The organism is Rhodobacter sp. 24-YEA-8, assembly GCF_900105075.1.
Lineage (GTDB): Bacteria > Pseudomonadota > Alphaproteobacteria > Rhodobacterales > Rhodobacteraceae > Pseudogemmobacter.
Genome location: NZ_FNSK01000002.1, coordinates 523,526 through 549,856, shown reverse-complemented (window position 1 = coordinate 549,856; position 26,331 = coordinate 523,526). Strand labels below are relative to the sequence as shown.

The 26,331-nt window shown below is 62.7% G+C and carries 22 protein-coding genes; 17 read left to right on the top strand and 5 right to left on the bottom strand.

Translation table 11 applies throughout. The features are described from left to right. The 17 genes from BLW25_RS19050 to glpD form a co-directional block, all read left to right on the top strand. Positions 1 to 326 (top strand): dehydroquinate synthase/iron-containing alcohol dehydrogenase family protein (locus tag BLW25_RS19050; protein WP_143040562.1); only part of this gene is annotated, 326 nt, incomplete at its 5' end. A 13-nt stretch (positions 327 to 339) separates the two neighbouring features. Then, a complete protein-coding gene (gene fabG / locus BLW25_RS19045; protein WP_092903055.1) occupies positions 340 to 1,119 on the top strand; it encodes a 3-oxoacyl-ACP reductase FabG in 780 nt (259 codons plus the stop codon). Between the two features lie 12 nt (positions 1,120 to 1,131). Further along, positions 1,132 to 3,426: a propanediol/glycerol family dehydratase large subunit gene (locus BLW25_RS19040; RefSeq protein ID WP_092903053.1), complete on the top strand. Its 2,295-nt coding sequence runs from the start codon at positions 1,132 to 1,134 to the stop codon at positions 3,424 to 3,426. Beyond that, the gene (locus BLW25_RS19035) at positions 3,423 to 3,854 is read left to right on the top strand and encodes a diol dehydratase small subunit (protein WP_092903051.1); all 432 of its coding nucleotides are present in this window, start codon (positions 3,423 to 3,425) and stop codon (positions 3,852 to 3,854) included. Before BLW25_RS19040 ends, BLW25_RS19035 begins: the two co-directional genes overlap by 4 nt. Before the next feature lie 13 nt (positions 3,855 to 3,867). Next, positions 3,868 to 4,626, top strand: coding sequence for an SDR family NAD(P)-dependent oxidoreductase (locus tag BLW25_RS19030; RefSeq protein ID WP_092903049.1), 759 nt, complete (start codon positions 3,868 to 3,870; stop codon positions 4,624 to 4,626). Between the two features lie 1,114 nt (positions 4,627 to 5,740). Beyond that, positions 5,741 to 6,067, top strand: coding sequence for a non-heme iron oxygenase ferredoxin subunit (locus tag BLW25_RS19025; RefSeq protein ID WP_092903047.1), 327 nt, complete (start codon positions 5,741 to 5,743; stop codon positions 6,065 to 6,067). Positions 6,068 to 6,128: 61 nt separating this feature from the next. After that, positions 6,129 to 7,433: a sugar ABC transporter substrate-binding protein gene (locus tag BLW25_RS19020; protein ID WP_092903045.1), complete on the top strand. Its 1,305-nt coding sequence runs from the start codon at positions 6,129 to 6,131 to the stop codon at positions 7,431 to 7,433. A 196-nt stretch (positions 7,434 to 7,629) separates the two neighbouring features. Beyond that, positions 7,630 to 8,523, top strand: coding sequence for an ABC transporter permease (locus BLW25_RS19015; RefSeq protein ID WP_171909650.1), 894 nt, complete (start codon positions 7,630 to 7,632; stop codon positions 8,521 to 8,523). Beyond that, on the top strand, positions 8,520 to 9,539 hold the full coding sequence (locus BLW25_RS19010; protein ID WP_092903041.1) for an ABC transporter permease: 1,020 nt from the start codon (positions 8,520 to 8,522) through the stop codon (positions 9,537 to 9,539). The genes BLW25_RS19015 and BLW25_RS19010 overlap by 4 nt, the downstream gene beginning before the upstream one ends. Before the next feature lie 28 nt (positions 9,540 to 9,567). Next, positions 9,568 to 11,115, top strand: a complete 1,548-nt coding sequence (locus tag BLW25_RS19005; RefSeq protein ID WP_092903040.1) for a xylulokinase — start codon at positions 9,568 to 9,570, stop codon at positions 11,113 to 11,115. 2 nt (positions 11,116 to 11,117) lie between these two features. Then, entirely contained in the window at positions 11,118 to 12,611 is a 1,494-nt protein-coding gene (locus BLW25_RS19000; protein WP_092903038.1) for a sugar ABC transporter ATP-binding protein, read from the top strand. Positions 12,612 to 12,732: 121 nt separating this feature from the next. Continuing rightward, positions 12,733 to 13,722, top strand: coding sequence for a fatty acid desaturase (locus BLW25_RS18995; RefSeq protein WP_092903036.1), 990 nt, complete (start codon positions 12,733 to 12,735; stop codon positions 13,720 to 13,722). Continuing rightward, a complete protein-coding gene (locus BLW25_RS18990) occupies positions 13,719 to 14,954 on the top strand; it encodes an NAD(P)/FAD-dependent oxidoreductase (protein WP_092903034.1) in 1,236 nt (411 codons plus the stop codon). Before BLW25_RS18995 ends, BLW25_RS18990 begins: the two co-directional genes overlap by 4 nt. A 33-nt stretch (positions 14,955 to 14,987) precedes the next feature. Beyond that, on the top strand, positions 14,988 to 16,094 hold the full coding sequence (locus BLW25_RS18985; protein WP_092903140.1) for an alcohol dehydrogenase catalytic domain-containing protein: 1,107 nt from the start codon (positions 14,988 to 14,990) through the stop codon (positions 16,092 to 16,094). Positions 16,095 to 16,097: 3 nt separating this feature from the next. Next, the gene (locus BLW25_RS18980) at positions 16,098 to 16,952 is read left to right on the top strand and encodes an alpha/beta hydrolase (RefSeq protein WP_092903032.1); all 855 of its coding nucleotides are present in this window, start codon (positions 16,098 to 16,100) and stop codon (positions 16,950 to 16,952) included. Continuing rightward, positions 16,931 to 17,905, top strand: a complete 975-nt coding sequence (locus tag BLW25_RS18975) for a LysR substrate-binding domain-containing protein (RefSeq protein WP_092903030.1) — start codon at positions 16,931 to 16,933, stop codon at positions 17,903 to 17,905. The genes BLW25_RS18980 and BLW25_RS18975 overlap by 22 nt, the downstream gene beginning before the upstream one ends. A 3-nt stretch (positions 17,906 to 17,908) precedes the next feature. After that, positions 17,909 to 19,474 (top strand): glycerol-3-phosphate dehydrogenase, encoded by a 1,566-nt coding sequence (glpD, locus tag BLW25_RS18970; protein ID WP_092903028.1) that lies wholly within the window; start codon positions 17,909 to 17,911, stop codon positions 19,472 to 19,474. Positions 19,475 to 19,875: 401 nt separating this feature from the next. Here the strand turns inward: glpD and BLW25_RS18965 are convergent, their stop codons facing one another. From BLW25_RS18965 to BLW25_RS25060, 5 genes are all read right to left on the bottom strand, one after another. After that, positions 19,876 to 20,310: a hypothetical protein gene (locus BLW25_RS18965; RefSeq protein ID WP_092903026.1), complete on the bottom strand. Its 435-nt coding sequence runs from the start codon at positions 20,308 to 20,310 to the stop codon at positions 19,876 to 19,878. Positions 20,311 to 20,444: 134 nt separating this feature from the next. Then, the gene (locus tag BLW25_RS18960) at positions 20,445 to 20,981 is read right to left on the bottom strand and encodes a dihydrofolate reductase family protein (protein WP_092903023.1); all 537 of its coding nucleotides are present in this window, start codon (positions 20,979 to 20,981) and stop codon (positions 20,445 to 20,447) included. A gap of 264 nt (positions 20,982 to 21,245) precedes the next feature. Further along, on the bottom strand, positions 21,246 to 24,353 hold the full coding sequence (locus BLW25_RS18955; protein ID WP_092903021.1) for an efflux RND transporter permease subunit: 3,108 nt from the start codon (positions 24,351 to 24,353) through the stop codon (positions 21,246 to 21,248). Between the two features lie 3 nt (positions 24,354 to 24,356). After that, the gene (locus BLW25_RS18950) at positions 24,357 to 25,526 is read right to left on the bottom strand and encodes an efflux RND transporter periplasmic adaptor subunit (protein WP_171909649.1); all 1,170 of its coding nucleotides are present in this window, start codon (positions 25,524 to 25,526) and stop codon (positions 24,357 to 24,359) included. A 227-nt stretch (positions 25,527 to 25,753) separates the two neighbouring features. After that, positions 25,754 to 26,146, bottom strand: coding sequence for an ATP-binding protein (locus tag BLW25_RS25060; RefSeq protein WP_394328451.1), 393 nt, complete (start codon positions 26,144 to 26,146; stop codon positions 25,754 to 25,756). Between the last annotated feature and the right edge of the window lie 185 nt (positions 26,147 to 26,331).

The window sequence follows — 26,331 nt, the reverse complement described above, 5'->3', positions numbered from 1 at the left end:
AGCATGGCCTGGCCAATGCGGTGATCCTGCCCTATGTGGTCGCCTTCAACCGCCCGGCGATCGAGGCAAAGGTCGCCCGTGTCGCGCATACCCTTGAAATCGAAGGCGGTTTTGATGGGTTCATGGCCTGGCTCCTCGACTTCCGTCGCGATCTGGGCATCCCCCATACCCTGGCGGAACTTGGCGCGACGGCAGAGCGCGCCGATGAGATCGCCGCGAAAGCGCTGGCCGATCCTTCGACCGGGGCGAACCCGCGCAAAATGGATCAGGATGATTTCCGCCGCCTCTATCTCGCCGCTCTGAGTGGCGATCTGACGATTTCATAAGGAGGGAAACCCGATGTTCACCAGCCTGAACGGGCAAAGCGCCATCGTCACCGGCGCGTCAAAGGGCATCGGGCGCGGCATTGCCCGCGCGCTGGCCGCAAACGGTGCGCAAGTGACTCTGGTTGCGCGCGGCATTCCGGCGCTTGAGGCGGTGCGCGATGCCATCCTCGCGGATCTGCCAGGCGCGAAACTGCGGCTTGCCAGCTGCGACATTGCCGACTGGGCCGCGGTGAAAGCCATGGTCGATGAGGCGGCGGCAGCGCAGGGTGGCCTGAATATCCTCTGCGCCAATGGCGGCATCTATCCCCAGACCACGATGGAGGCGATGGAGCCTTCCGAATGGGATCAGGTCATGGCGGTGAATACGCGGTCTTCCTTTCTGGCCGTGAAAGCCGCGCAGCCGCATTTCCGGAAAGCGGGCGGAGGTCGCGTCGTTCTGACCTCGTCGATCACCGGCCCGATCACCGGCTATCGCGGCTGGAGCCATTACGGCGCCTCCAAGGCGGCACAGCTTGGCTTCATGCGCTCGGCCGCGATGGAGCTGGCCAAGGATAAGGTCACCATCAACGCCGTTCTGCCCGGCAATATCATCACCGAAGGGTTTGTGGGTAACGGCCCGGAGTATCTCGCCGCGATGGAGGCCTCGGTGCCGCTTGGGCGGCTTGGAACGGTCGATGACATCGCCAATGCGGTTTTGTTCCTGGCCTCGGATCTTGCCGGCTACATCACCGCGCAGACCATCGTGATCGATGGTGGCCAGGTGGTGCCGGAATCGCTCGACGCGATGGCATAGGAACAGACGCAGATGTCAGACACCGTTCAGGTCAATCGCTGGCGCCGCTATTCCGACTGGGACGAGCGCCCCTTGCGGCTGGATCGTTTCGCAAAGGAAGACCCGGCCAATGGCTTTGCCACCTTCAAAAGCCCGGCCGATCCCAAACCGGGCATGACGATCAGCGGCGGCCGGATCGCCTCGATGGATGGCGTGCTGGCGCATGATTTCGACATGATCGACGCCTTTATCGCCGAATATCACCTCGACCCGGCCATTGCCCCCGAAGCGATGGCGATGGACTCGGGCGAGGTCGCGCGGATGCTGGTCGATATGCATGTCCCGCGCGAGACGCTGGTGCGGCTGGCGCATGGGATGACGCCTGCAAAACTGGTCGATGTTGTGTCGCAGCTGAACGCGATGGAAATCGCCTTCGCCTATTCGAAAATGCGCCCGAGGAAGACCCCCGGGAACCAGGCCCATGTGACCAATGCGAAAGACGATCCGCTGCAACTTGCCGCCGATGCGGCGGTGGCGGCGGGGCATGGCTTTGACGAGGTCGAGACCACGATGCGCGTCGCCCGCTGCGCCTGGTCGAATGCGCTGGCCTGCCTGGTGGGATCGTCGGTCGGCGAATGGGGGACCCTGTTCCAGTGTTCCTCGGAAGAGGCCGAAGAACTGCGGATCGGCATGGCGGGCTTTACCTCTTACGCCGAAACGGTGTCGGTCTATGGCACGGAACGCAGCTTTACCGATGGCGATGATACGCCCTGGTCCAAGGCATTCCTCGTGGCAGCCTATGCCTCGCGCGGGATCAAGGCGCGCTGTACTTCGGGTGGCGGGTCAGAACTGCTGATGGGTTATCACGAGGCGAAATCGCTTTTGTATCTCGAAGCCCGCTGCCTGTGTCTGCAGCGTGGCATGGGGGTGCAGGGCACCCAGAATGGCGGCATCGACGGCGCGCCGATCACGGCATCGATCGCGGGCGGCATGCGCGAGATGATGGCGGAAAACCTGCTCGCGGTCTGGCTGGATCTGGAATGCGCATCGGGCAATGACGCGCGTGCAACCGAATCGGAAATCCGCGTCGGTGCCAAGATCCTGCCCTACCTGATCGCGGGTTCGGACCTGATCTGCTCGGGCTTTGGCTCGATCCTGAAATATGACAATTCCTTTAACCCATCGCTGTTCAACGGCGAGGAGATGGAGGATTACCTCACCCTCCAGCGAGATTTCGAGGCCGATGGCGGGCTGACCCCGATCCCGGAGGCCGAGGCGCTGTCACTGCGCATCCGTGCGGTCGGGGCGATCTCGGCGGTGCTGGAAGAACTCAGGCTGGCGACACCGACACAGGCGATGAAAACCAGTGTCATCGCGGCATCGGGGTCGCGCGAGACACAGACCTTTTCCACCGGCGAGACGGCGCGGATTTCCGAAGAAATCCAGGCGCGCGGGATCAATGTGATCGATGTGATCCAGGCGCTGGCAAAACGCGGCTTTTACCCCGAGGCCGAAAACCTTTTGCAAATCGTCAAGCTGCGGGTCTCGGGTGATTACCTGCAGACCTCGTCGATCATCCGCCAGGGGCGTATCCTTTCGGCAATCAATGACCCCAATGATTACGCGGGCCCCGGCACCGGTTATCGCATGACCGAGGCGCGCCGCGATGAGATCAACGAGATCCGCGACCTGATCGGCCAGTCCGAGGTACTCTCGGATCAGGCCCGCCACCGGCGCGGCGAAAGCCGCCGCATCGCCTATGCGCCCCAGGGCGCGGCATCAAAGGGCGCGGCCCCGCATGAGGTGGTGATCGGCATTTCACCCGCCTTTGGCCTGCAACTCTACCAGACGACTGCCGGTCTGGCGCTCTCGGATGTGCTGGCGGCCCTGATCCGGGGTATCACCGCCGGGGGCGGCGTGGCACGGATCCTCAGGATGCATCACACGGCGGATACGTCTTTCCTGGGGCTGACAGCGGCAGAAATGTCGGGCTCGGGCTTTGGCATCGGCATCCAGGCCAAGGGAACCGCGGTGATCCATCAGCGCGGCCGGATGCCGCATAACAATCTCGAACTCTTCTCGAACGCGCCGATCACCACCCTCGCGCATTATGAAAACATGGGCAGGAACGCGGCGCGCTGGACCCATGGCGAACGCCCCGAGCCAGTCTCGGTGCCGACCGATGGCCAGGCACTCGGGGCGCGGTTCCACGCCCAGGTTGCGCTGATCTATGCGATCGAAACCGGCCTGACCGATCCGAACCGCGCGCCCGAAGACATCACCGTGACCTTTCTGGATGCGGGCCCGGAGACAGGAGAAAAGCCATGACCACCAGACCACCCCGCGCCCTGACACGCGCCGATTTCCCCCTGGCCGAAACTGCGCCCGACCGGGTGCGTGGCGCGCGCGGCAAGCCGCTTGACGCATTGACGCTTGACGCCGTGATGACGGGCGAGGTCACCATCGAAGACCTGCGCATCACGCCACAGGCGCTGCTGGCCCAGGCCGAGATTGCCCGCGATGCCGGCCGCGCGGCGCTGGCCGCGAATCTCGAACGCGCCGCCGAGCTGGTCCATGTGCCGCAGGATCTCATCATGGAAACCTATGAGATGCTGCGGCCGGGGCGGGTGAAAGACAGCGCCACGCTGCGCGCCCGGGCCGCGATGCTGCGCCGTGACCACGGTGCCGAAAAGCTGGCGGAATTTCTTGAAACCGCCGCGATCCATTACCAGCGCCGCGGTCTGATGCCCGGCTGAAAGGAGGCCCAAGATGCGGCTTGACGGAAAAATCGCCTTTGTCACCGGGGCCGGATCGGGGATCGGGCGCGGTTCGGCCCAGGCACTGGCCGGGGCGGGGGCGATGGTGGTGGTGACCGACCGCGATGGTGCCGCCGCCGGTCTGGTGGCCGCAGAGATCACCGCCTCCGGCCAGCGCGCCGAGGCGATGGCGCTCGACATGACCGACACGGCTGCGATCCGCGCGGCGATCCATGAGGTCATCACCCGCCACGGGCGGATCGACGTGCTGCATTCCCATGCCGGGATCCAGATCGAAGGCCGGCTCGATCAGGTGAGCCCTGATCAGATGGATGCCTCATGGGTGATGAATGTGCGGTCGCATTTCGTGGCGGCACAGGCGGTGATCACGCAGATGCAGGCGCAGAAAAGCGGCTCGATCATCATCACCGCGTCAAATTCCGGGGTGCAATATGATGCCGGGATGATCGCCTATGCGGTGACGAAACACGCCGCCGTCGCCATGGTAAAACAGATGGCGAAGGATTTCGCGAAAGATGGAATCCGGGTCAATGCGCTTTGCCCCGGCTTTATCGACACCCCGTTCAACGCCGGGTTTGAACGCCAGATGGGCGGGCGGGCCGGGCTTGAGGCCTATATCTCCACCGCGATCCCCGCCGGGCGTTTCGGCACGGTCGAAGAGGTCGCAGCAGCGGTGCTTTACCTCGGCTCCGATCAGTCGCGTTTCGTCACCGGCCTCGCGCTGGTCGCCGATGGCGGAGAATGTCTCTGACAGGGCGGAAAGATTACAGTCTGGCAGGTGTTTTCCTGTCAGGCGATGCGCCACCGGGGCAGCCGAAGGATGGTTCTGGCAGCCATCGTCAGGACAAGCGCAACCTCCCCCATTCGATGCCGCGTCCGTTGGGCTGTACCAGGCCATCAACGATAATGGCTCAGCCCAGGGGCTTTTCGATCCGATTGCGCGGCCTGACGGACAGAACACAGCCTTTGTGCCAGGGTCTGCAGCCAACGTCACCGAATATCGCGATTCCTGCGCGACATATGGCCTGACGCAGGTCACGATCCGTTCGGTAAAGAACGCGGCCGCGTCAGAGCTCTCATCGGCGTCAGGGGCAACCGCCCGGCAGTTTCAGGGGAATGGTGCGCCCCGTTCGCCCCAGCCATTGGCGCAGATGCCCTATTTGCCCGATATCCGGCAGGAACTGATATCCGCCACAGCGGAGGTTGAGTGCGTCACTTCAAACGCGCACCGAGGCAGGCTGCCCCCTGAACCATCGATCCGCGTGACGGTCAGCCTGCGGGCCTGTCCGGTAACGGGCAGGCCGTCAACCGCATCGCCCTGCCCGTTCAAAACTGGTGCAACGAAACTGCCCATGCCCGTCCTGCGCTCTTCGTCGACACCTGCAAACCCCCTGAAGGGCCTGCTTCGGAATGGCAAAGGTCCGGGCCGCGAGATCAGGGTCCGGACCGAGAAGCGTATAACACACTTATCGCGCAGCAGCCGGCATCGGACCGGACCGGACCGGTCAATGCAGCATCGAACGCTCCGACCATCTGGCTGACCTAACTGCATGGCCCACATCTTCACCGGGAGGCGGGGTTCTGTGACGGCGTCTACACCTGCTCAGCTTTCCCGACATGGCCTGTGCGGGCAGCGGAGGTACGCTCGCGTGGCAAACCTCCCTCGCGGAACGGCGTGCATGCCAGACAGGTAAATCGCATCGTGAAAATCCGGGGTCGGACCGCTGTCACCGGCGGCCTTTGCAGTCTGACATTCGCGCTGGCCCAAAGCCACCCTGTGCTTTCTGCAATGGCGGCATTTGATAAATGAATTATGCGCCCTGGCATCCCTGCGGCTACGGAAAGGTGTAAGTAGGGAGTAGATTATGACAGGCACTACAACTGGCACCTGGGTCACTGCTGTTTCTGTTGCCGAGCTGGATGACGGCGACGCGATGCGTTTCGATCATGAGGGCCGCTGTGTCGCGGTCTATAATGCTGGTGGCACCTTTTACGCTTCGGCCGGCATTTGCAGCCATGAACATGCCTTCATGTCAGAGGGCTATCTCGATGGTCATATCATCGAATGCCCCCTGCACCAGGCGCTGTTTGATATCCGTACCGGCGCCAACCTGTCACCTCCTGCGACGAAATCCCTGCAGACCTATCCTACCCGGGTTGAGAACGGACAGGTGATGGTTCTGCTGGGCTGATGAGACAGGGCGCTGCGTCGGAGGAGACGCGCAGCGCAGAAAAAAACCAAGGGAGGAACAGATGAAACTGACACGCCGCAGCGTGCTTGGCAGCGCATTGGCATCGACGGCTCTTGCAGCCATACCAGCCGGAATTTTGCCGCATCTCGCGCAGGCTCAGACAGGCGGGGGGGTGCACAGCGTCCTGAACGCCCTGATCGCGCAATATGCAGCGTCCGCCGCCGAGGGGATGAAAAACGCCTCTGTCGCCGCACTTTATGACCGCGACGCTTTCGCCGATTACCTCGAAGTCTATCCGGTGGCTGATCTGGTCGATGGCTTTGACTGGAAGCCGGGCATGGGCGCAACCTTTACCGGACCCTATAGCAAGCTCGAGATCAAGGCTCCTTTCACCGATTACATTCCTCTTCCCGAGGGGCCGGTGCTGGACCCGGCGAAGACCTATAAGATCGGCTTCGTCTTCCACGGCTTCAATCATCCCTGGCTGATTGCGCTTGCAGATACCGCAGCCTGGGAGGCAGCGCGTCACCCGAATATCGAGATCGAAGTCGTCGATGCAGAATTCGATGACAACAAGATGGGCCAGATCATTGATACCTGGGTGACGCGCCAGTTTGACGGGATCGTCCTCTGGCCTTCGCGCGAGGCACCGATGGGGCCGCCGGTGGATCGTGCCATTGATGCCGGCATTCCGGTGGTCAGCGTTGACCGCCGCACCTCGTCGCAAAAGATCAGTTCGGAAGTTCTGGGGAATTTCTACGCGAATGGTCTGCAACAGGGGCTTTATCTCAAACATTCCGGCCAGACCGGCAAGATCATCCTCAACCGCAAGGATCTGGGCAGCACTGCCGATTCCATCCGCACCGGCGCGTTCCTGCAGGTGATCGGCCAGGAAGAAGGCTTTGAGATTGCAGGAAATTACCACACCAACAGCCAGCGCTCGCTTGCATTCCAGTCCACGGTGGATGCGCTTCAGGCGATCCGCGATGTCTCGGTCAGCTTCAATACCGGCGGCGAAGAGGCAATGGGCGCACTCGATGCGATCCGCGAAGGGAACCGGCTCGATTCCGCGCCTGATGGCAAGCGTATCGCCATCCTCGCCAATGATGATGCGAAAGAGGTGCTGCATGAGGTGGAACAGGGCAATATCGCCATGGTCTCCCCCTATACGCCGCTGATCGGTGATATCGGGATCCGAACCGTCCTTCTGCATATCGGTGCGAAAGAGGGGCTGAATGCCGCACCGCCGCGTCTGGTGCTGACTCCGAACCTGCCGATGATCACCCGTGAGAAGATGACCATCGAAGGGGTCGAGACCATGACGCCGGCCGAATGGCCCTATGCTTACGGTCCCGCCGTCGCCTGAGCGGCCACGGATCCGACGGTGTGCTTCCGGCTGGCTTTGCCATCCGGAAGCTGCCGGTTTCCTCCGCAGCCCTTGCCAACGGAGCCTTCCCTTGTCTGACATTCAGAAAACTCACAGCCCCGCAGTTTTTATGCGGGCTGGGCCCCGCTTTGCCCGGGCCTTCGGGAGCGGTGGCGGTGACCTGAGCCGCTTTTTAGTGCTGATCGCGCTGCTGGTGACTGGCGCACTGCTGTTTCCCGGATTTGCCAGCCCCGGCAACGCCATGGTGATCCTGACCTCGGTTGCCGGGGTCGGGATCCTGGCGCTCGGCATGACCATGGTGATCATCACCGGCGAAATTGACCTTTCTGTCGCGGGGATTGCGGTGCTTTCGACCGTGATCGGCGGCGTCTTGCTGCCGGGGGGCTCTCCGGTCATGGTGATCGGTGCGGTTCTGCTGACCGGGCTGGTCCTCGGGCTGATCAACGGGATCCTGGTGGCCGCGCTGCGGCTGTCTTCACTGATCGTGACCCTTGCCACTATGGGGATCGCCAGCGCGCTGGCGAATATCATCTCACGCGGACAGGCGAGCTACCCGAATGCCATGCCGGAATTCCTCTGGTTCGGGCGCGGCGCGATTGCCGGTCTGCCGGTGCCGGTTGCCCTGTTCCTGCTGGCGGCGGCTGTCGCGCTGGTGCTGACCGGATCGGCCAGCTTCGGGCGCAGGCTTTATGCCACCGGCGGCAATGCACGGGCCGCGGAACTGTCCGGTGTTCAGACCTGGAAAGTCCGCCTGACGGTTTTCGCCCTTTCGGGCCTTGCCGCAGCGCTGGTCGGCCTGATTGAAAGCGCGCGTCTGGGTTATATCAACCCTGCCGGTTTTGTGGGGCTGGAACTGAAGGTTCTGGCGGTCGCGGTCCTTGGCGGTGCGGCGCTTTCCGGCGGTGTCGGCTCGGTCCGGGGGGCGGTTCTTGCCACGCTGATCATCGGCTGCATCAACAATCTGCTGAACCAGGCCGGGGTCAGTTTCTACATGCAGCAGGTGGTGACCGGGCTGGTGATCCTTGCGGTCGTGGCCCCGGGTTTCAGCAAAAGGATTGATGTGCGATGAGCATTGCAACGACGCCCCGCCACAGGGGGCCTGCGATCATAGCCCAGCTGATCGGCAACCCGCTTTTGTGGTTGCTCGTGCTGATCCTGGCCCTGGGCCTGATGACCAGCCCGGTCTTTCTCAGTGGCAATAACATCGCCAATGTCCTGCGCAATGCCGCAGTGGTCGGGCTGCTGGCCACCGGTTTTTCGGTGGTGCTGCTGACCGGGCGGATCGATCTGTCGATTGCCTCGGTCATGGTCTTTTCGGTGATTGCAGGTGTGCTGCTGACAACCGAAGCCGGGCGATATCTCGGATTTCGCTGGATGGTGCGCGGCAATACATTTGCCGGCCCGGAAACGCTGGCCATCGGGCTTTGCCTGGCAAGCGGGGCGCTGCTCGGGCTGCTGAACGGGCTTGGCTCCGTCGGGCTGAAGATCACCTCTTTCATCTTCACCCTGATCACCATGACCGCCCTGCGCGGCGTCAGCTATCTGATCACCAATGGCGCGCCGGTCTATTACTCCGAAGGGCTGATGCGCTGGCTGGGCGAGGCCGTGTTCTTCGGCCTGCCGGTGGGCTTCATTCTGTTCCTTGCCATGGCGGTCCTGCTGCATCTTACCCTCAGCGGAACGGTTTTCGGCCGCAGGCTGATGGCCATAGGCGGCAATGAAAAAGCCGCGCGTTACAGCGGCATCAATACCGGGCTGATCGTGATTGCTGCCTTTGTGATCAGCGGCTTCTGCGCGGCACTGGCGGGTGTGCTGTTCACCGCCCGGCTGATGTCGGTCGAGCCGGCCCTGGCGCAGGGCTATGAGCTGATCGCCATCACCATCGCCGTCATCGGCGGGATCAGCCTCGCGGGCGGCACCGGGTCGATCCCGAACGTCCTGCTCTCGGCGGTGACATTTTCTGCGGGGCTCAATCTGCTCGCGATCTGGGGGATCGCGACATGGTATCAGAACCTCGCCATTGGCATAGCCCTGATCGCAACCGTCATCCTGACGCGGGTGCTGAACAAGGCAAAACCGTCCTGAGCGGCGGAGATAACGGGAGGAGACAGTAATGAACGGACATCTGACGCTTGGCGTCGATATCGGCACAACCAATGTCAAGGCATCCATCCTTGACACCCAGAGCGGCAAGATCGTCGCTTTCGGCTCACAGGAACATCCGCTCTTTCACCCGCGTCCGGGCTGGGCCGAGCAGGAGGCCGACAATTACTGGTCGGCTGTGGTCTCGGCGATCCGGCAATGTCTGGAACAGGGAAATTTCGCAGACCGGATCGCAGGGGTCGCGATCTCGGGTCTGGTCGGCGTCACCCTTCCCGTAAACGACAAGGGCCAGCCGCTGCGCCCGGCGATGATCTGGATGGACAGCCGGTCAGAGGCCGAATGCGACGACATCCGCCGCCGGGTGGGCGAAAGCGAGATCAACCGTATCAACGGCAACCGCGTGGCGCCCTGGTTCATCGACCCCAAGGCGCTGTGGATGGCGAAACATGAGCCGCATATCTTTGCGGCCACCCATAAATTCCTCTCGCCCTCGGGCTATTGCACCTTCCGCATGTCGGGTGCTTTCACGATGAACACGGGCGATGCGGGGCTCTGCTATGCCTATGAATATCAGAAAGCCGCCTGGAACGCCAAAGCCGCCGAGGCGATCGGCATTCCGATCGAAAAGCTGCCCCGTCTTTACCAGAGCCATGAGGTGGTCGGCGAAGTGACGCGCCGCGCCGCCGAGGAAACCGGGCTGCGGGCGGGCACCCCGGTCGCGGCGGGCGGCACTGATATCAGCGCTGCGGCGCTTGGGGTGGGGGTGACGCGGCCCGGTCAGGCCTTCTATTCGATGGGGACCGGCTCAAACCTCGGCGTCATCATCCCGACCGAACAGCGCCTTGATGAATTCCGCATCCTGAAATGGCCGCATGTGCTGCCGGGACTGACGATGTTCGATGCACCGATGGCCTTTACCGGCGCATCGCTGAAATGGTTCCGCGATCAGTGGGGCGACAGCGAATGGCAGCTGGCCGAGCGGATGGGCGAGAATGTCTTCGATCTCTTCACCGCCCAGGCCCGCCATGTGCCGCCCGGTGCGAACGGGCTTTTGTATCTCCCCTATCTGGGCAATTCGCTTGCCCCGAACTGGAACAGCAATGCGACCGGCGTCTTCTTCGGGGTGCGTCCGACCACCGGCCGCGCCGATATGATCCGTGCCCTGATCGAGGGCGTGGCCTTCGATCTGCTGTCGAACTTCCGCATCGCCACCGAGGCCGGGGCCGAGATCGACACGCTGGTGCTGAATGGCGGCCCGACCAAAAGCCGGTTCTGGAACCAGATCACCGCCAATGTGGTAAACCGCCCGCTTCAGGTGCCGGACATTGGCGAGGCCGCGCCCGTAGGCGATGCGGTTCTGGCGGCGGTTGCTGCCGGGATCTATCCCGATCCGGTCACGCCGCTCGCCGATATCGTCAGCATCCGCGAGACCATCGACCCCGACCCCGCTGCCCATGAACGCTATATGGAGTTCTTCTCGATCTGGCAGGAGGTGTACCAGAACCTGCGCCCGACCATGGACCGCCATCGCGGTCTCATGGAACGGCTGGAGGGCTGAGCATGGATATGTCTGCGCCCTTGCTGGAACTGCGCGGGATCGGCAAGTCCTTTCCCGGCGTTCGTGCGCTCCACGATGTCAGCCTTGATCTGCGGGCGGGCGAGGTCCATGCGCTGCTTGGAGAGAACGGCGCAGGCAAATCGACTCTGCTCTCCTGCATGAACGGGCTGTTGCGCCCTGATGAGGGCAAGATCCTGATCTCGGGCCGCGAGGTGCAGTTCTCGCGCCCCGCGGCCGCGATTGCGGCACGGCTGGCCATGGTCCACCAGGAGCTGGTGCTGTGCAGCAATCTGAGCGTGGCCCAGAATATCTGGCTGGGCCGTGAAATCCGGCGGGCCGGCGGCAGGATCGACCGCGCCGTCACCCGGCATCGCACCCGTGAGCTGCTGGCCATGGTCGGGCTGGATCTGGACCCGGACTGCATCCTCGGCACTCTGGGTCTGGCCGAACAGCAGATCGTCGAAATCTGCAAAGCGCTGGCCAGCGATCCGCGCATCATCGTGCTGGATGAACCGACCGCCTCGCTTGATGACGACCAGGTGCAGCGGTTGCTTGGGGTTGTGCGCCGCCTCAGGGATCGTGGCCTCGGTATCATCTATGTCTCGCACCGTCTGAATGAGGTGCTCGACCTTGCCGACCGCATGACAGTGCTGCGCGACGGGCGCCATGTTGTAACCCGGGACCTGAACGGTATGACCGAAGAGGGGATCGTCTCTTATATGGTCGGCACCAACCGTTCGGGTGACGGGTTCGCCTGGTCGGCCCGGCCGATTGGCGCCCCGGTGCTGGAGGTTGAGCGGGCCGCAACACGCGGCAGGCTGAAAGATGTCTCACTGTGCGTCCATGCGGGCGAGATCGTCGGGGTCGCGGGGCTTCTGGGCTGCCACCGCGAGGAACTGGCCCAGGCGATTTTTGGTACTGTGCCGCTGCAAAGCGGTGCGATCCGCATTGACGGACGCAGCCCCCGCCTTACTTCGCCCATGGCCGCGATCCGGGCGGGCGTGGCCTATATGCCGGCGGACCGCAAGGAACAGGGACTCGTTCTGGGCATGTCGGTCGGCGAGAATATCACCATGACCGAACTTGACCGCCTCTCGCGTCTTGGCCTGATCCGGCGCAGCGCCGCGCGACGGATGAGCCTTGATCTGATGCGTCGGCTGGGCATCCGCGCCAGCGGACCGGGTCAGCGCGCCGGGCAGCTTTCGGGCGGCAATCAGCAAAAGATCGTCATCGCGAAATGGATGACGAAACCCGGCCGGGTGGTGATCGCCGAAGATCCCACGCGTGGTGTCGATATCGGGGCGAAAAGCGAGATCTGGGGCGCCCTGCGCAGCCTGGCCGAAGACGGGCGCGGTCTGCTGGTCATGACAACCGAGCTGCAGGAAATGATGCAGGTCTGTGACCGTATTGTTGTGATGAGCCGCGGTCGCATCACCGGCGAATTCACCCGCGATGCCTTTGATGTGGAACGGATCACGGCCTGCTTCTTTTCGTGAAACATGCCGGGCAGATGCCCGGTCGGGGTGAAAGCAATAACCCCATGCAGAACATGAATTTAACGCCTGAAAGCCGGCCCTGTAGCCTGACAGAGGCTTAGTCTGAGAGGAGGATTCTCGAATGGATGGAAACGGCTCTGCCAGCTATGCTGGCATTGGCGGGATCGGCAGCAATGTCTGGCCGCTCACTGGCGCGGAAATGATTTCGCGCAGCAAACTCAAAGAGTTGCGGGCACGCAGCAATGGGCCGGGACTGGTCAACCTTGCGGTGCATATCTCGGCGCTGGCGGTCACTGGCTTTCTGGTCTGGCTTGCCTCGGGCAATCTCTGGCTGCAGATCCCGGCCATGGTGCTTTACGGCACGATCATCGTGCTGACTTTCGCGCCACTGCATGAATGTTCGCATGGCACGGCATTCAGATCGCGCTGGCTGAACTACCTGGTTGGCATTGCCATTGCGACGGCGACGCTCAGGCCCTTCCTTTACTTCAAGTACCGCCATGCCGCACATCACACCTATACGCAGCATGATGATCTCGACCCCGATATCGTGCCTTTCCCCACATCGCTGCGCGAATATTTTCGTCTGGTGCTGGGCGCTTCCTTCTGGCCGAAACTGCTGGGCACTTTGTGGCGCGGCGCGACCGGGCGCTATAATGAGGAAGAGAAAAGCTTCCTGCCCGAGAGCGTGCGCGGCCGTGTTTCGCTGGAAATCCGGCTTGATGTTCTGCTTTACATCACGATTGCGGCGGCCTCGGTCTATTACGGCAGCATGATTGCGCTGACCTACTGGCTGATCCCGCGTTTCCTGGGTGAGCCCGTTCTGCGCGCCATCCGCATGGCCGAACATACCGGCGCCGAGGAAAGCCCGGACCTGCTGGCAAATACCCGCACCACGCTGGCCAATCCGATCTTCCGCAAGCTCTACTGGAACATGCCCTTCCATGCCGAACATCACCTGGCATCCTCGGTCCCGTTCCATGCGCTCGGCCAGTTGCATGACCATGTGCAGCCGCATCTGAAACATGTCAGCCGTGGCTATATCCAGGTCCATCGCGAGATCCTGGCCGAAGTGCTGCGCCTTCAGCGCGAGAAAAGGCAAGCACGATGAGCATGGATGCGGGCCGGATTGCCGGAACTGCCAGAATTGTCGTCATCGGGTCCGGCCATGCGGCCGGGCGGCTGATCGCGCAGCTGAAATCTCTGGGGCACAGGGGTCAGATCGTGCTGATCGGCGAAGAGGCACATCCGCCCTATGAGCGGCCCTGGCTCTCGAAATCGATGCTGACCGAGCCGGCGGAACCAGCGCTGCCCGCTATTCTGCCTGATCTTGAGGGCGTGGAGTTCCGCCCCTTGTGTCAGGCGGTCGCGATTGACCGCAGTGCGGGGCGGGTGCGGCTGGAGGATGGCAGCGACGAGGCCTATGACATTCTCGTCCTTGCCACCGGTCTGGTTCCACGCCGGCTGGCCCTGTGTGACGGTATGGAAGACCGTGTGCTCTGCCTGCATAAACTGGACGAGGCGCGCGCATTGCGTGCCCGTTTGGGCCAGGAAACCGGCGGGAGCAGTGTCGCGCTGATCGGGGCAGGCTTTATCGGGCTTGAGGTGGCCTCATCCGCCCGTCAGCTGGGCTGCGCCGTCGATATCATTGAAAAGACGCCGCTGCCGCTGATGCGCGCCCTGCCAGAGGCTCTTGGCCGCCGGATCGCGGCACTGCATGAGGCAGAGGGTTCACGCCTGCATCTCGGGACCGGGGTGGCTGCCGTCGCAGCCGAGGGCGACGGCGTCAGGCTGAGCCTGGAGAATGGCAGCCACGTCGCGGCAAAAACCGTTGTTCTGGGCATGGGCGGCACACCGCGTGACACGCTGGCCCGGGAGGCGGGGCTTGATCTTGCCGACGGGATCCTGACCGATGCGGCTGGCCGCAGCTCAGACCCGCAGATCTTCGCAATCGGCGATGTTGCCCGCCAGCGCTCCGGCACGGCAGAAACGGCTGGCATCAGGCTGGAATCCTGGCGCAATGCCGAGGACAGCGCCATTGCCGCCGCCGCTGCTATCCTTGATACGCCCCCGCCCCCGCCCCCGGGCGCACCGTCTTTCTGGACCGAGCAGCTCGGCCAGCGCATCCAGTTCATCGGGCAGCCGGTTGCCGACGGCGATCTGTGGCAATCGGGCGAGGCCTTCCGCCCGGGCTATGGAGCCTTTCTCATGCGCGACGACTGCCTGCATCAGGCGGTTTTCGTCAGCGCACCCAAGGTCATGCGGGCCGCCCGCGAGGCCTTTCGCCGAGATGGCAGAATTGCCGCCGACACCCTCTCTGCGCTTGGTTTCCAGCGCATCTGATCCCTTCCAGTTCTTTACGGAGACGCAAAGATGATCCGTTCATCCGCAGCGATTTGCACTGCGGCGGGCCGCCCGCTGGAGATTGCTGAAGTCATGGTCGCCCCGCCCCGCGCGGGCGAGGTTCTGGTCGAGATCGACTATACCGGCCTGTGCCATACTGATCTGACTGCGCTTGAAGGCGCGAATGCCACAGCGGTCTATCCGCTGATCCCCGGCCACGAAGGCGCGGGCCGGGTGGTGGAAACCGGCCCGGGTGTAACCGGGCTGAAGCCTGGCGACCACGTCATCCCGCTTTACGGGCCTGAATGCGGTGACTGCGCCATGTGCCGGTCAGAGCGCACCAATCTGTGCTGGACGATCAAACCCACCCGCGACCGTGGCGTGATGCCCGAGGGCAGCGCCCGCTTCAGCCGCGATGGCGAGGTCATCCACCATTTCATGGGCACCTCGACTTTCTCGCGCTATACGGTCGTGCCGGAAATCGCTCTGTGCCGGATCCGCAAGGATGCCCCCCTGAATGAGGTCTGCCTGTTCGGCTGCGGCGTCACCACCGGTGTCGGCGCCGCGCTGTCAGAGGTACGGCCGGGCGACCGCGTTGCGGTTTTCGGGCTGGGCGGTATCGGCATTAATATCATTCAGGGCGCACGGATCGCCGGCGCCAGCCAGATCATCGGCATCGACCTGTCTGACAGCAAGACCCCCCTCGCCCGCAGCTATGGCATGACCCATTTCATCCGTCCGGAGCCGGGTGGCCGTGACACGGTCGCCGAAATCCGCGACCTGACCGGGGGCGGCGTCGACGTGGCGTTTGAATGTACCGGTGTGCTTTCTGTCATGCGCCAGGCCCTCGATGCGGCGGTGCCCGCCTGGGGCAAGGCGGTGCTTCTGGGGGTAGAGCCGCCCGGCTCCACCCTTTCCGTACCGCCGGTCCAGGTGCGCTACGGCAAATCGCTGCTGGGCAGCTATTTCGGCGGCGTCAAAGGCCGGAGCGGGCTGGGCGCACTGATCGACCGTTATATGGCGGGTGAGATCGACCTGAAAGGACAGATCACCCACCGGATGCCCCTCGCCCGGATCAATGAGGGTTTTGAGCTGATGCGCGCCGGGGCATCGGTGCGTTCTGTCGTCAGTCTGGTCTGAACCATGGCACGCGAAGATGAAGCGGACTGGGTGTTTCGTGACCGCCATCCCGAGCGCGGCGAGGTCTATGCCCGGATGGACAGCGAAAGCGAGCGGGCCTATGCGACACTGAAAGTACAGCGCGGTCTGCGCTATGGCGACCATCCGCGTGAGGCGCTCGACCTTTTTCCCGGCCAGCCTGGCGCGCCGCTGGTGGTATTTTTTCATGGCGGGTACTGGCAGTCTCTCTCGCGCGAACGCTTTGCCTTTGTTGCGGAACCCCTGGTCCGCGCCGGATACAGTGTCGCCCTGCCCGGCTATCCATTGGCGCCAGAGGCTTCGCTGAGCGCGATTGTTGCCGCCGCCAGTATCGCAGTGAAAGCTGCAACAGAGGCCGCAACAGCGGCAGGTCTGACCGCCTCGGGCTGGATCGCCGCCGGTCATTCTGCGGGGGCACATCTGGCACTGATGACCGCGCTTTCACCGCAATCTGTTCCCTTGCGTGGTGTGGTCGCGGTCAGCCCGATCTGTGATCTTGATCCCCTGCGTGGCACCAGCCTCGACGGCGCACTGAAGCTGACCCGCCAGGATGTCCGGAGCCTGAGCCCTGCGCGCTTGCCGCTTCCGTCAGCCAGGGTGCAGATGATCGTCGGGGCGGATGAAACCGCAGCGTTCCGGGGCCAGGCCTTCGGCCATACCGCCCGCATGGTGCAAACTGGCCATGATTGTTCCTGCCGTGAGCTGCCCGGCCTCAATCACTACACGATTCCCCTTGAGATTCGCCGCCCTTACTCGTCGATCATGGCTGCATTCATCGAGCTGACCGGAACACCGGCAGGCCAGGGAGGATCAGGACTATGCTTACAAGGGAACGTCTGAATTACATCAACTTCAACCAGCTGCGCTCTTTCTATGCAGTGGGGCGCGAGCTGAGCTTCACCAAAGCGGCGGATCTGCTTTGCATCGGGCAGCCGACAGTTACCACCCAGGTGAAATCGCTCGAAGAAACCTATGGCAGGCAACTTTTCCTGCGCACTCCGTCAGGGGTCGAGCTGACGACAGAGGGCGATGCACTGATGCTGATCGCCCGCCAGATCTTTGCGCTGGAACAACGGGCCCATGCGCTGCTGACCAGCCGGCCCGAGATCGCCGGGCGGTTGCATATCGGGACGGTGGGGCCGTTTTTCGTGATGAAACTGCTGGCAGGGTACAGTGACAGGTTCCCGCTGGTTCATGTCACGCTGGAAAGCGGCAGCTCGGACCGGATTTACCGCAAGCTGATCGACTACAAGGTGGATGTTGCGATCCTCGGGCGCGATTACGCGGATCCCCGGCTTGATGACGTGGCTTTGGGCGAACATGAGGTCATGCTGCTGCTGCCGGTCGGGCATCCCTGGGCACAGCGGCAGAAGATCATGGTCGAAGAGCTCGACGGGGTGCGCATGATCTGGCGCGAAAGCGGCTCTATGACCCGGCGTGCCTTTGAGGGGATCCTCGAAAAGCGCAATGTCCGCCCTTCGGTGGTTATGGAACTTGCACGGGATTCCATGATCGAGGCCACCGCCGCCGGTCTGGGGATCGGGATTATCTCGCGCACCGAATTCGACAGCGATCCGCGGCTGGTGAGCCTGCCGCTCGCCGGAGAAAAGCCGGTAACCCATTCCTATGCCGCCTGTCTGAAAGAGCGCCGGTCGATCGGGTCGATCGATGCCTTCATGACCATGGCGCGCAGTGCAGCCGATGCGGCGCGATCTGCCCCGGCTGAGACCAATACAGACCGCCCGCAAACCAATCTCGTCGATATCAGCCGGGCGAAGCAGAAAACAGGATGACAGATGACGAAGCCGATAGCGGATATTTTGATTGTGGGCGGTGGCGTGAACGGCTGTGGCATCGCGCGGGACGCTGCGGGGCGTGGCCTGAAGGTTATCCTTTGTGAGAAGAACGATCTCGCCGAAGGCACGTCGTCGCGTTCGACCAAGCTGTTCCATGGTGGACTGCGCTATCTGGAATATTTCGAATTCCGTCTCGTGCGTGAAGCCCTGCGCGAAAGGGAGACCCTGCTGGCGGCCATGCCCCATATCGCGCGGCCGATGCGCTTCGTCCTGCCCTTTCACCCGTCGATGCGGTTCGAGGGCGGCACGCCAGCGTCACGTTTGCTGGGCCGGTTCATGCCATGGCTCAGGGATCGTCGCCCTGCCTTTGTGATACGACTGGGCCTTTTCCTCTATGACCATATGGGCGGGCGCAAGATCCTGCCACCGACCCGCCGGCTCAATCTGCGAAAGGATGAGGCGGGCCAGGCGCTGAACGGCGCGTTCCGGAAGGGATGGGAATATTCGGATGCGGCGGTCGATGATGCCCGGCTGGTCGTGCTGAACGCGCGCGATGCCCAAAGGCTGGGCGCGGACATCCGGACCCGCAGCGAGGTCGTCGCCGCAAGGCGTCAGGCCAATTTCTGGGAGGTCGATATTCTGGGGCCGAAAGGGCCGGAAACACTGCGCGCGCGGCTGGTCGTCAATGCCGCCGGGCCCTGGGTCGCCGGGATCAGTGCAAAGCTGTCTCCACGATCCGAGCGCGGGGTGCGGCTGGTGCGCGGCAGTCATATCGTAGTGCCCCGAATTTTCGGCCATGACCGCGCCTATATCCTGCAGGGCCCTGACGGCCGCATCGTCTTTGCCATTCCCTATCATGAGGATTTCACGCTGATCGGCACGACGGATATCGATCACAAAGGCTCGCCCGATCAGGTGGACTGCTCTGATGAGGAGGTCCGTTATCTCTGCGATTTTGTCAGCCGTTGTTTCAAAAAGCCGGTTCTGCCCTCGGATGTGGTCTGGCGATATGCCGGGCTGCGGCCGCTGCTGGATGATGGCGCGGGCGATGCACGATCCGCGACCCGTGACTATTCGCTGGAGCTGGAACAGAATGACCGGGCGCCTTTGCTTACGGTTCTGGGTGGCAAGATCACCACTTATCGAAAGCTCTCCGAGGCGGCGGTCGATCTGATCGCACCGCTTTTCACCAGCTGCAAAGCCGCATGGACGGCCAGGGCGCCGCTGCCGGGTGGAGATTTCGACCCACGGCAGAGGGATGCCCTCGCAGAGGCCCTGACCCGGCGCCATTCCCAGCTCACACCCGCCACTGCCCGCAGGCTGATCCGGGCCTATGGCACAGAGGCCGGGGCGATAATGGAAATGGGGCCGGGCACCGATCTCGGTGGCGGCCTGCACGAGGCCGAGCTGCGCTGGATGGTTGAGCGTGAATTTGCCACGACACTTGATGACGTCATCTGGCGCCGCAGCAAACTCGGCTTGCGTGTTGCCCCGGAGGAGCGCCGCGAAATCCAGGCCTGCCTTGAGCAATTGATCCTGGAACAGACCCGGGGTCACCGACAGTAGCTTCTGCGAGGTGGTGCCGGTCGAAATCTGCGCATGGCTCTTGTGACGGCGCGGCGCGGCCGGCGCCATGCGTGATCTCGATGTTGTGGGGAGCGTGCTGTGCCGCTGGATGCGGGAACGGACCACAGCCTTCCCCGGTAGCAGGCAGATGCGTGCCGGTCAGCCCCACGATCAAAACACCGCCACCTCCCGGCAAATGCGTTTCGACATGATCTGCGAGGTCGAGCCATGGTCACGCCACCGGTTCAGGAAACCGTGGCGAGGCGGTATCGAACACCGGCTGACCCGACCAAACCATCCCTGGGACCGCTAGGATCAGAAAACCGTCCGGGGGACTGCTTTACCGGGGGGCGGCCAGGTCGAACCGATCCACCAGAGGCCAGGGCTGAACGGCTAAGCCCTCACCGGTCATTCAAAGGCGCCTGTGTCAGCCGTGTGATCAGGAAGCCGCTTGCCAGATCATAGCCTTCAAAAAGGTCATCAACAGCCGCCTGGTTTTTATGTGCCGTTGTCGCCAGAAGGTATCCGTGTGCGTGGTCGACGACGATATCACGCATGATCCTGGCATCACGGGCGTTTTGCCCTTCTTCGATCAGAATTGCGACCATTCGGTCTGACAGGCGTTCCGCTTCGGCACTTTTGGCATTCTGATCGCCTATATATGCGATGAAAACCTGTGGATTGCGCATCACCAGGGCTCCGTATGAGCGCGCAAGAGTCTGAAATGAGATCTCTTCCCGGTTTGCCTCCAGACGGTTGACGAGATCACTCAGCACCAGATCGACCACAAGCCCCAGGAGGCGCGAGCGATCCCCTGTGTGCCGATAAAGCGCCATCGGGCTTACCTCTAACACGCTTGCAAGCATTCGGATGCTGAAGCCACTCGCGCCATGAGTTTCGATACTGGCCCGCGCGGCTTCAACAATCTTTGCGGAGGACAGCCGGCCCTTCTTACTCGGACCCTGATTAATCACGAGCCAATCTGGTAATGCGACTGGACCAGCCCGGAAGCGAAGCTTTTGCTGTGCAAGTGCTTCAGTGGTTTCATGCCTGGAAGATCCCCGAAAAGCGGCAAACCGGCGCCAAGCAAAACTGGTACGCGGGTCAGAATGATATCCTGAATCAGATCCTCGGCGAGGCATGACTGGATAAGTTTCCCGCCATCGATATAGGCTTTTTTCCACCCCTCGGCGGCAAGCTTTTTCATCGCATCGCGCGGGGGCATATTCCAGATACGCACGCCGCTGCGCAACATATCCGGAACATCGTCCTGCGTCAGAGATCCGGACAGAACAATGACTGGCTTGTCGAACGGCCAAGGGTCAAAGCGCGATACCACTGCCCATGTACCACGTCCCATGATGATACCATCAATGCTGTCATAGAAGGCATTGTAGCCGTGATCTTCACTTTCAGCCCCATTCGGGGTCAGCCAGCTTACATCACCCTCACGGGTAGCAATGAAGCCGTCCAGGCTTGCAGCAATGAAGACATGTCCCGTAACCATAGATTTCCCTCGCAGTATACATCGTATACTTTCGCATCGACTTAAGCTTGTCAATGACCGCTGCTCTTATCGGCCTTTTGGACAGGCTGAGCGATGGGGAGGGCTCGCTTCATCGCTCACCGTTCAGGCTTTCTTTTGCCGGCCGTTCACATAGGGTCCGTGTCGCTCAACCGGGCCCCTTCTCTTTGCAATCTGACCTGGGTCATGGGTTTTTGGGGCCGTTGCATCATGTGGCGGGCAATTCAGATCGCTCCCGGGCCGCGATCAGGCCAGATGACTGTCAGGCGCGCGCGGCAGCCAGGGGCGGATCAGACGCTGGAAGCCATCGATATAGGTCAGCAGCACCGGCACCACGACCAGCGTGAGGATCGAAGACGAGATCAGCCCCCCGATCACCGCATGGGCCATCGGCGCGTTTTGCGAGGTGCCGCCATGCAGGTTCACCGCAAGCGGGATCATCCCGAAGATCATCGCAAGCGTGGTCATCACGATGGGACGGAATCGGGTGGCGCCTGCCTCGATCAGCGCCTCGCGCATCTCCATCCCGTCGCGGCGGTGGTGATTGGCATTGTCGACCAGCAGGATTGCGTTCTTCACCACCAGCCCCATCAGCATGATGAACCCGATCACCGAGAAGATATTCAGCGTGCTGCCGCCGATCAGCAGACCCAGCATCACCCCCACCAGCGCCAGCGGCAGTGAGGACATGATGGCAATCGGCTGCAGGAAACTGCCGAATTGCGAGGCCAGCACGAGGTAGATGAAGATGATCGCAAGAAAAAGCGCCACCAGCGCAGAAACCGCCGATTCCATAATGCTTTCGGCATCGCCACCGGTGCCGATCCGGTAGCCCGGCGGCAGATCAAGCGCATCCTGCGCCGCCTGAATGCCGGTGGATGCAGTCAGAATGTCGATGCCATCAAGCCCCGCCGTAACGCTGACCGAGCGGCTCCCATCTTCGCGGGTGATCTCGCCCGCGCTTTGCGAGGGTTCGACCGTTGCGATCTGGTCAAGGCGGACGATGCCGCTGCCATCCGCGGTCGCGGTGATCGGCAGGCTGCTGAGGCTGGTGATATCCTCGCGATACTCGGATGGCAGGCGCACGACCACGTCATAACTGTCGCCATTCGGTGCGGTCCATTCCGAGACCGTCTCGCCCGCGATCATCGGCGACAGGGCCTGACCGACCTGCGACAGCGTCACGCCCAGATCCGAGGCCGCCTCGCGATGGACCTGGATCCCCAGCGTCGGCTGCGGCTCATCAAGCGAGGTGCGCACATCGACAAGGCCCGGCACCTCTTCAAATTTTTCGGCCAGCTCATCCGCGAGGCGTTTCAGAACGTTCAGATCGGGGCCGAACAGCTTCACTTCGACCGGGGCAGTCACGCCGCCGCCCATGCCGCCGCCTGCGCCGACCCGGAACCGCGCGCCGGGGATCTGTTCCAGCGCCGCGCGCATGGGCGGTGCCAGGGCCGTCGGATCACGCTCGCGCGTGGTGGGGGCCGAGAGGCGCGCGGTGATCGTCGCCTGGTTCTGCCCGCTCGCCCCGCTGGAGCCAACGGTTGCATAGGTGCCGATCACCTCGGGAAATTGCCGCAGAACCGCATCGACCTGGGCGATCTTGGCCTCGGTGCGCAAAAGCGGCGTGCCGATGGGCAGTTCCATCTCGACCTGCACCTCGGAATTATCCGAAGGGGGTGCGAATTCCGCACCGATAAAGGGAAACAGCATCAGCCCGCCGATAAAGGTCAGCCCCGCCACCGAAAGCGTGGTCTTGCGCCAGGCCAGCGCCCAGGCCAGCACGCCGCGATATTTCCCGATCAACCCTTCGAACCAGATGTCAAACCGGGCCACAGCGCGGCCAATGGGGCCGCGTTTTGCGCCAGGCTCCGATGCCGGATCATACCAGACCGCCGACATCATCGGATCGAGCGTGAAAGAGACGAACATCGAGATCATCACCGCAACCGAGACCGTCACCCCGAATTGCAGGAAGAAGCGGCCGAGAATGCCCTCCATGAACGCCACAGGCAGGAAGACCGCGACGATGGAAAGCGTGGTCGCAAGCACCGCAAGGCCGATCTCATTGGTGCCATCCAGCGCGGCCTGTTCGTGGCTTTTGCCCATATGCAGATGGCGCATGATGTTTTCGCGCACGACAATGGCGTCGTCGATCAGGATGCCGATGGACAAGGACAGCGCCATCATCGTCATCATATTGAGGGTGAAGCCCATGAAATAGACCGCCGCCATGGTGCCGATGATCGAAATCGGCAGCGTCAGCCCGGTGATCACGGTCGAACGCCAGGAATTCAGGAAGAGAAACACAATCACCGTGGCAAGGATGGCCCCTTCGATCAGCATGCTCTGCACGGCGGCAAAGCTTTGCTCGACCGGCACCGCATTGTCACGGATCAGGGCGATCTCGATCCCCTCATAGGCCGGGTCGGCCTGCATCGCGGCGATATCTTTGCGCACAGCCTCGGCCACGGCCACGGTGTTCGTGCCTTGCGTCTTCAGCACATCGATGGTGATCGCGCGGCGTCCGTCGATCATGGCAAGGCTCTCGGCCTCGGCCAGATCGGTGCCAACCATCGCCAGATCACCCAGCCGGATCGGGAAGCCGCCGCGCTGGCCGATGATCAGATCCTCAAACCCGGCAAGATCGGGGATCCGTCCCTCGACCTGAACCGACTGGCTGGTGGAGGCATCGGTAACCGAGCCCGCCGGCAGATCGACATTGGCATCGCGCAGAACCGAGGTCACTTGCACCGCGCCCACCGCCAGCGCGGTCTGGCGCAGAGGATCAAGGCGGATCTGCACTTCATTCGGGAGCCCGCCCACCACGGTCGCCTGGCCCACGCCCCTGATATTCGAGATGCGGGTGGAAATCTCATCTTCCGCAATCGTGGTCAGCGTGCCTGCGCTCAGCGTCTGCGAGGAAAGGCCGATCGACAGGATCGGCATCTCGGACGGGTCAAACCGCAGGATGCGCGGGTCGGTGGCAGTGTCGGGAAGGCTCGCCGCGATCTGCGACACGCGGTCACGTACATCCTGGGCGGCACTGGCGCTGTCGACCTCCAGATCGAACATGATCAGCACCATCGCCGACCCGGTTTGTGCGGTCGAAGTGATGGTATCGATCCCGGAAAGCGTCGAGACAGAGTCCTCGATGGGCTCGATAATGTCTTTTTCCACAGCCTCGGGGGTCGCCCCGGGGTAAGACGTCACCACAGCCACAACCGGGAAATCGACTTCGGGCAGCTCGTCAATCGGCAGGCGGCTATATGAGAAAATGCCGATCACACAGATCGCCACCATGATCATGGTGGCAAAGACCGGCTGGCGGACGGCGATGCGGGTCAGAAACATCGCTCAGCGCCCCACCAGCGAGACCGTTGCGCCAGCCTGCAACCTCTCCAATTTCAGGGCCACGATGGTATCGCCGGGGCTGAGGCCCGAAACTATCTCGACCACGCGCCCCCGGTTCCAGCTGCGGCCCGCTTCGACCGGCTGGCGGCTCGCTTTGTCGCCGGTGATTTTCAGGACATAGGTGCCCGCGTCATCTTCGCGAAGCGCGTCAGCGGGAATGCCGATCCCGTCAGTCGCTTCCTCAAGCACCAGCGTGCCAGAGGCGAACATGCCGCCTTTCAGCAGCCCATCGGCATTCTCGATCCGTGCGAAAACCGGCAGCACGCGCGTGCCTGCGACGGCGACAGGGGCGATCCGGTCGATGACGCCTTCGAAATGATGATCGGCAAGACCGTCAACCACCAGATCAACCCGCTGGCCAATGCGCAGCCGTGGCGCATGCACTGCCGGCACGCCGCCCTCCAGATCCAGCGCGGTCATGTCAACCAGCCCGAGAAGCTCGGTTCCGATGGTGACATAGGTGCCGGGATCGACGGAACGGGCCGAGATCACACCCGCGAAAGGGGCCGTGATCTTTGCCTTGGAGAGGTCATCTTCGGCGGTCTCAACCTGGCGCATCAGGGCGGTGTAATTCGCCTCGATCTGGCTGAGATTGGCCGCTTCGGTCTCAAGCGCAGAGGTCGAGGAAACACCCCGCCGCACCAGATCGGTGGTGCGTTGCAGCTGCGCCTCGGCAAGCACCAGCTGGGCGCGGGTTGCCTCGGCGGTTGCACGGCTTTGCTCCAGCCGGTTGCGCAGCGTTTCCACGTCAATCGTCGCGAGTTCGGCCCCTTCCCCAACCTGGTCGCCGACACGGAACTTCACTGTATCGATCCGTCCCGACACCTCGGCAGGAATGGAAAGCGCCCGCGCGGGGACAAGCGAACCGGTGACCTGCACCGTATCGCTGAGCGTGCCGGTCCTGACCTCATAAAGCTCGGAGGGCAGAAGCTGCATCACCAGGGCGGCGGGCGCCTCTTCCGACGCATCCTGCGCAGCTGTGACCTCGGCCGACGGGCGCAGGAAGAACAGGCCCGCGCCAGCCGCAATCACGATCACCCCCAGCCAGATGTAGACCTTACCCCGGCGTGGCGATACTGCTGCCCCCGTGCCCGACCCGTCATTCAGCGCCATGCTGTGCCCGTTCCTCATCAGGTTGCAGGGCTTGCTCTGCGCCCCGCAAAAGATTTCTGATCCTGTTGCACGCTGTTAGCGCAAAAACAGAAGTTTGCACGTGAATCTGTCCCGCCGGACCGGCTCCCCCGGCGGAAACCCGCACAAAGGCAACCCCGTGAACAACAGGAGCAGCAGAGTTAAGCACTATAATGGTCTGACCGTTTCCGGGACGCCAGTGAAGCGTGTCAGCGGCGGTGAAACCGACGGGAAGGCCTTTTACGGCAAGCAGTCAGCCCTGTGCCGCGGACGACATGGGCCTTGCCGGTGGCAGATGGGCCGAGGGCAATGGCACTCTCGCGACATGTGATCCGTTCGCAGCGGGTCAGCTCCTGAACCGGCATCTTGTTCAGCTTCGCGATGGCCGCAAAGTCGAAGCTGGCCAGGCTTTGGACGGCCGGGAGCTTCGCAGCCCTGATACGGCGCCCGACCTTCCGCCGTTCCAGTTCGACCGTCGCATTCGACAGGAAGGGACCGAAGTCGAGGTCCAGTCGTGGCGGACAACACTCCTCCCGGCACAGCAGGGCTTTGGCATTGCCTTTGAGCGGATGGTCGCAACGATCCCGGATCAGGTCATACACCAAAAATCAGCTGAACAGGGATGCCCATTTGCGCGGTGCATCCGGCAGGATCTTTGCCACCGGGTACCGGTCGTTATGGCAAATTACAGACTGGAGAACTGCGCAGAGGAACGCGAAGGCATCTGATGGCGAAAACCAAACCAGCAAGCGGATCCAAACTAAAGGGCATTTGACAAACTATAGTA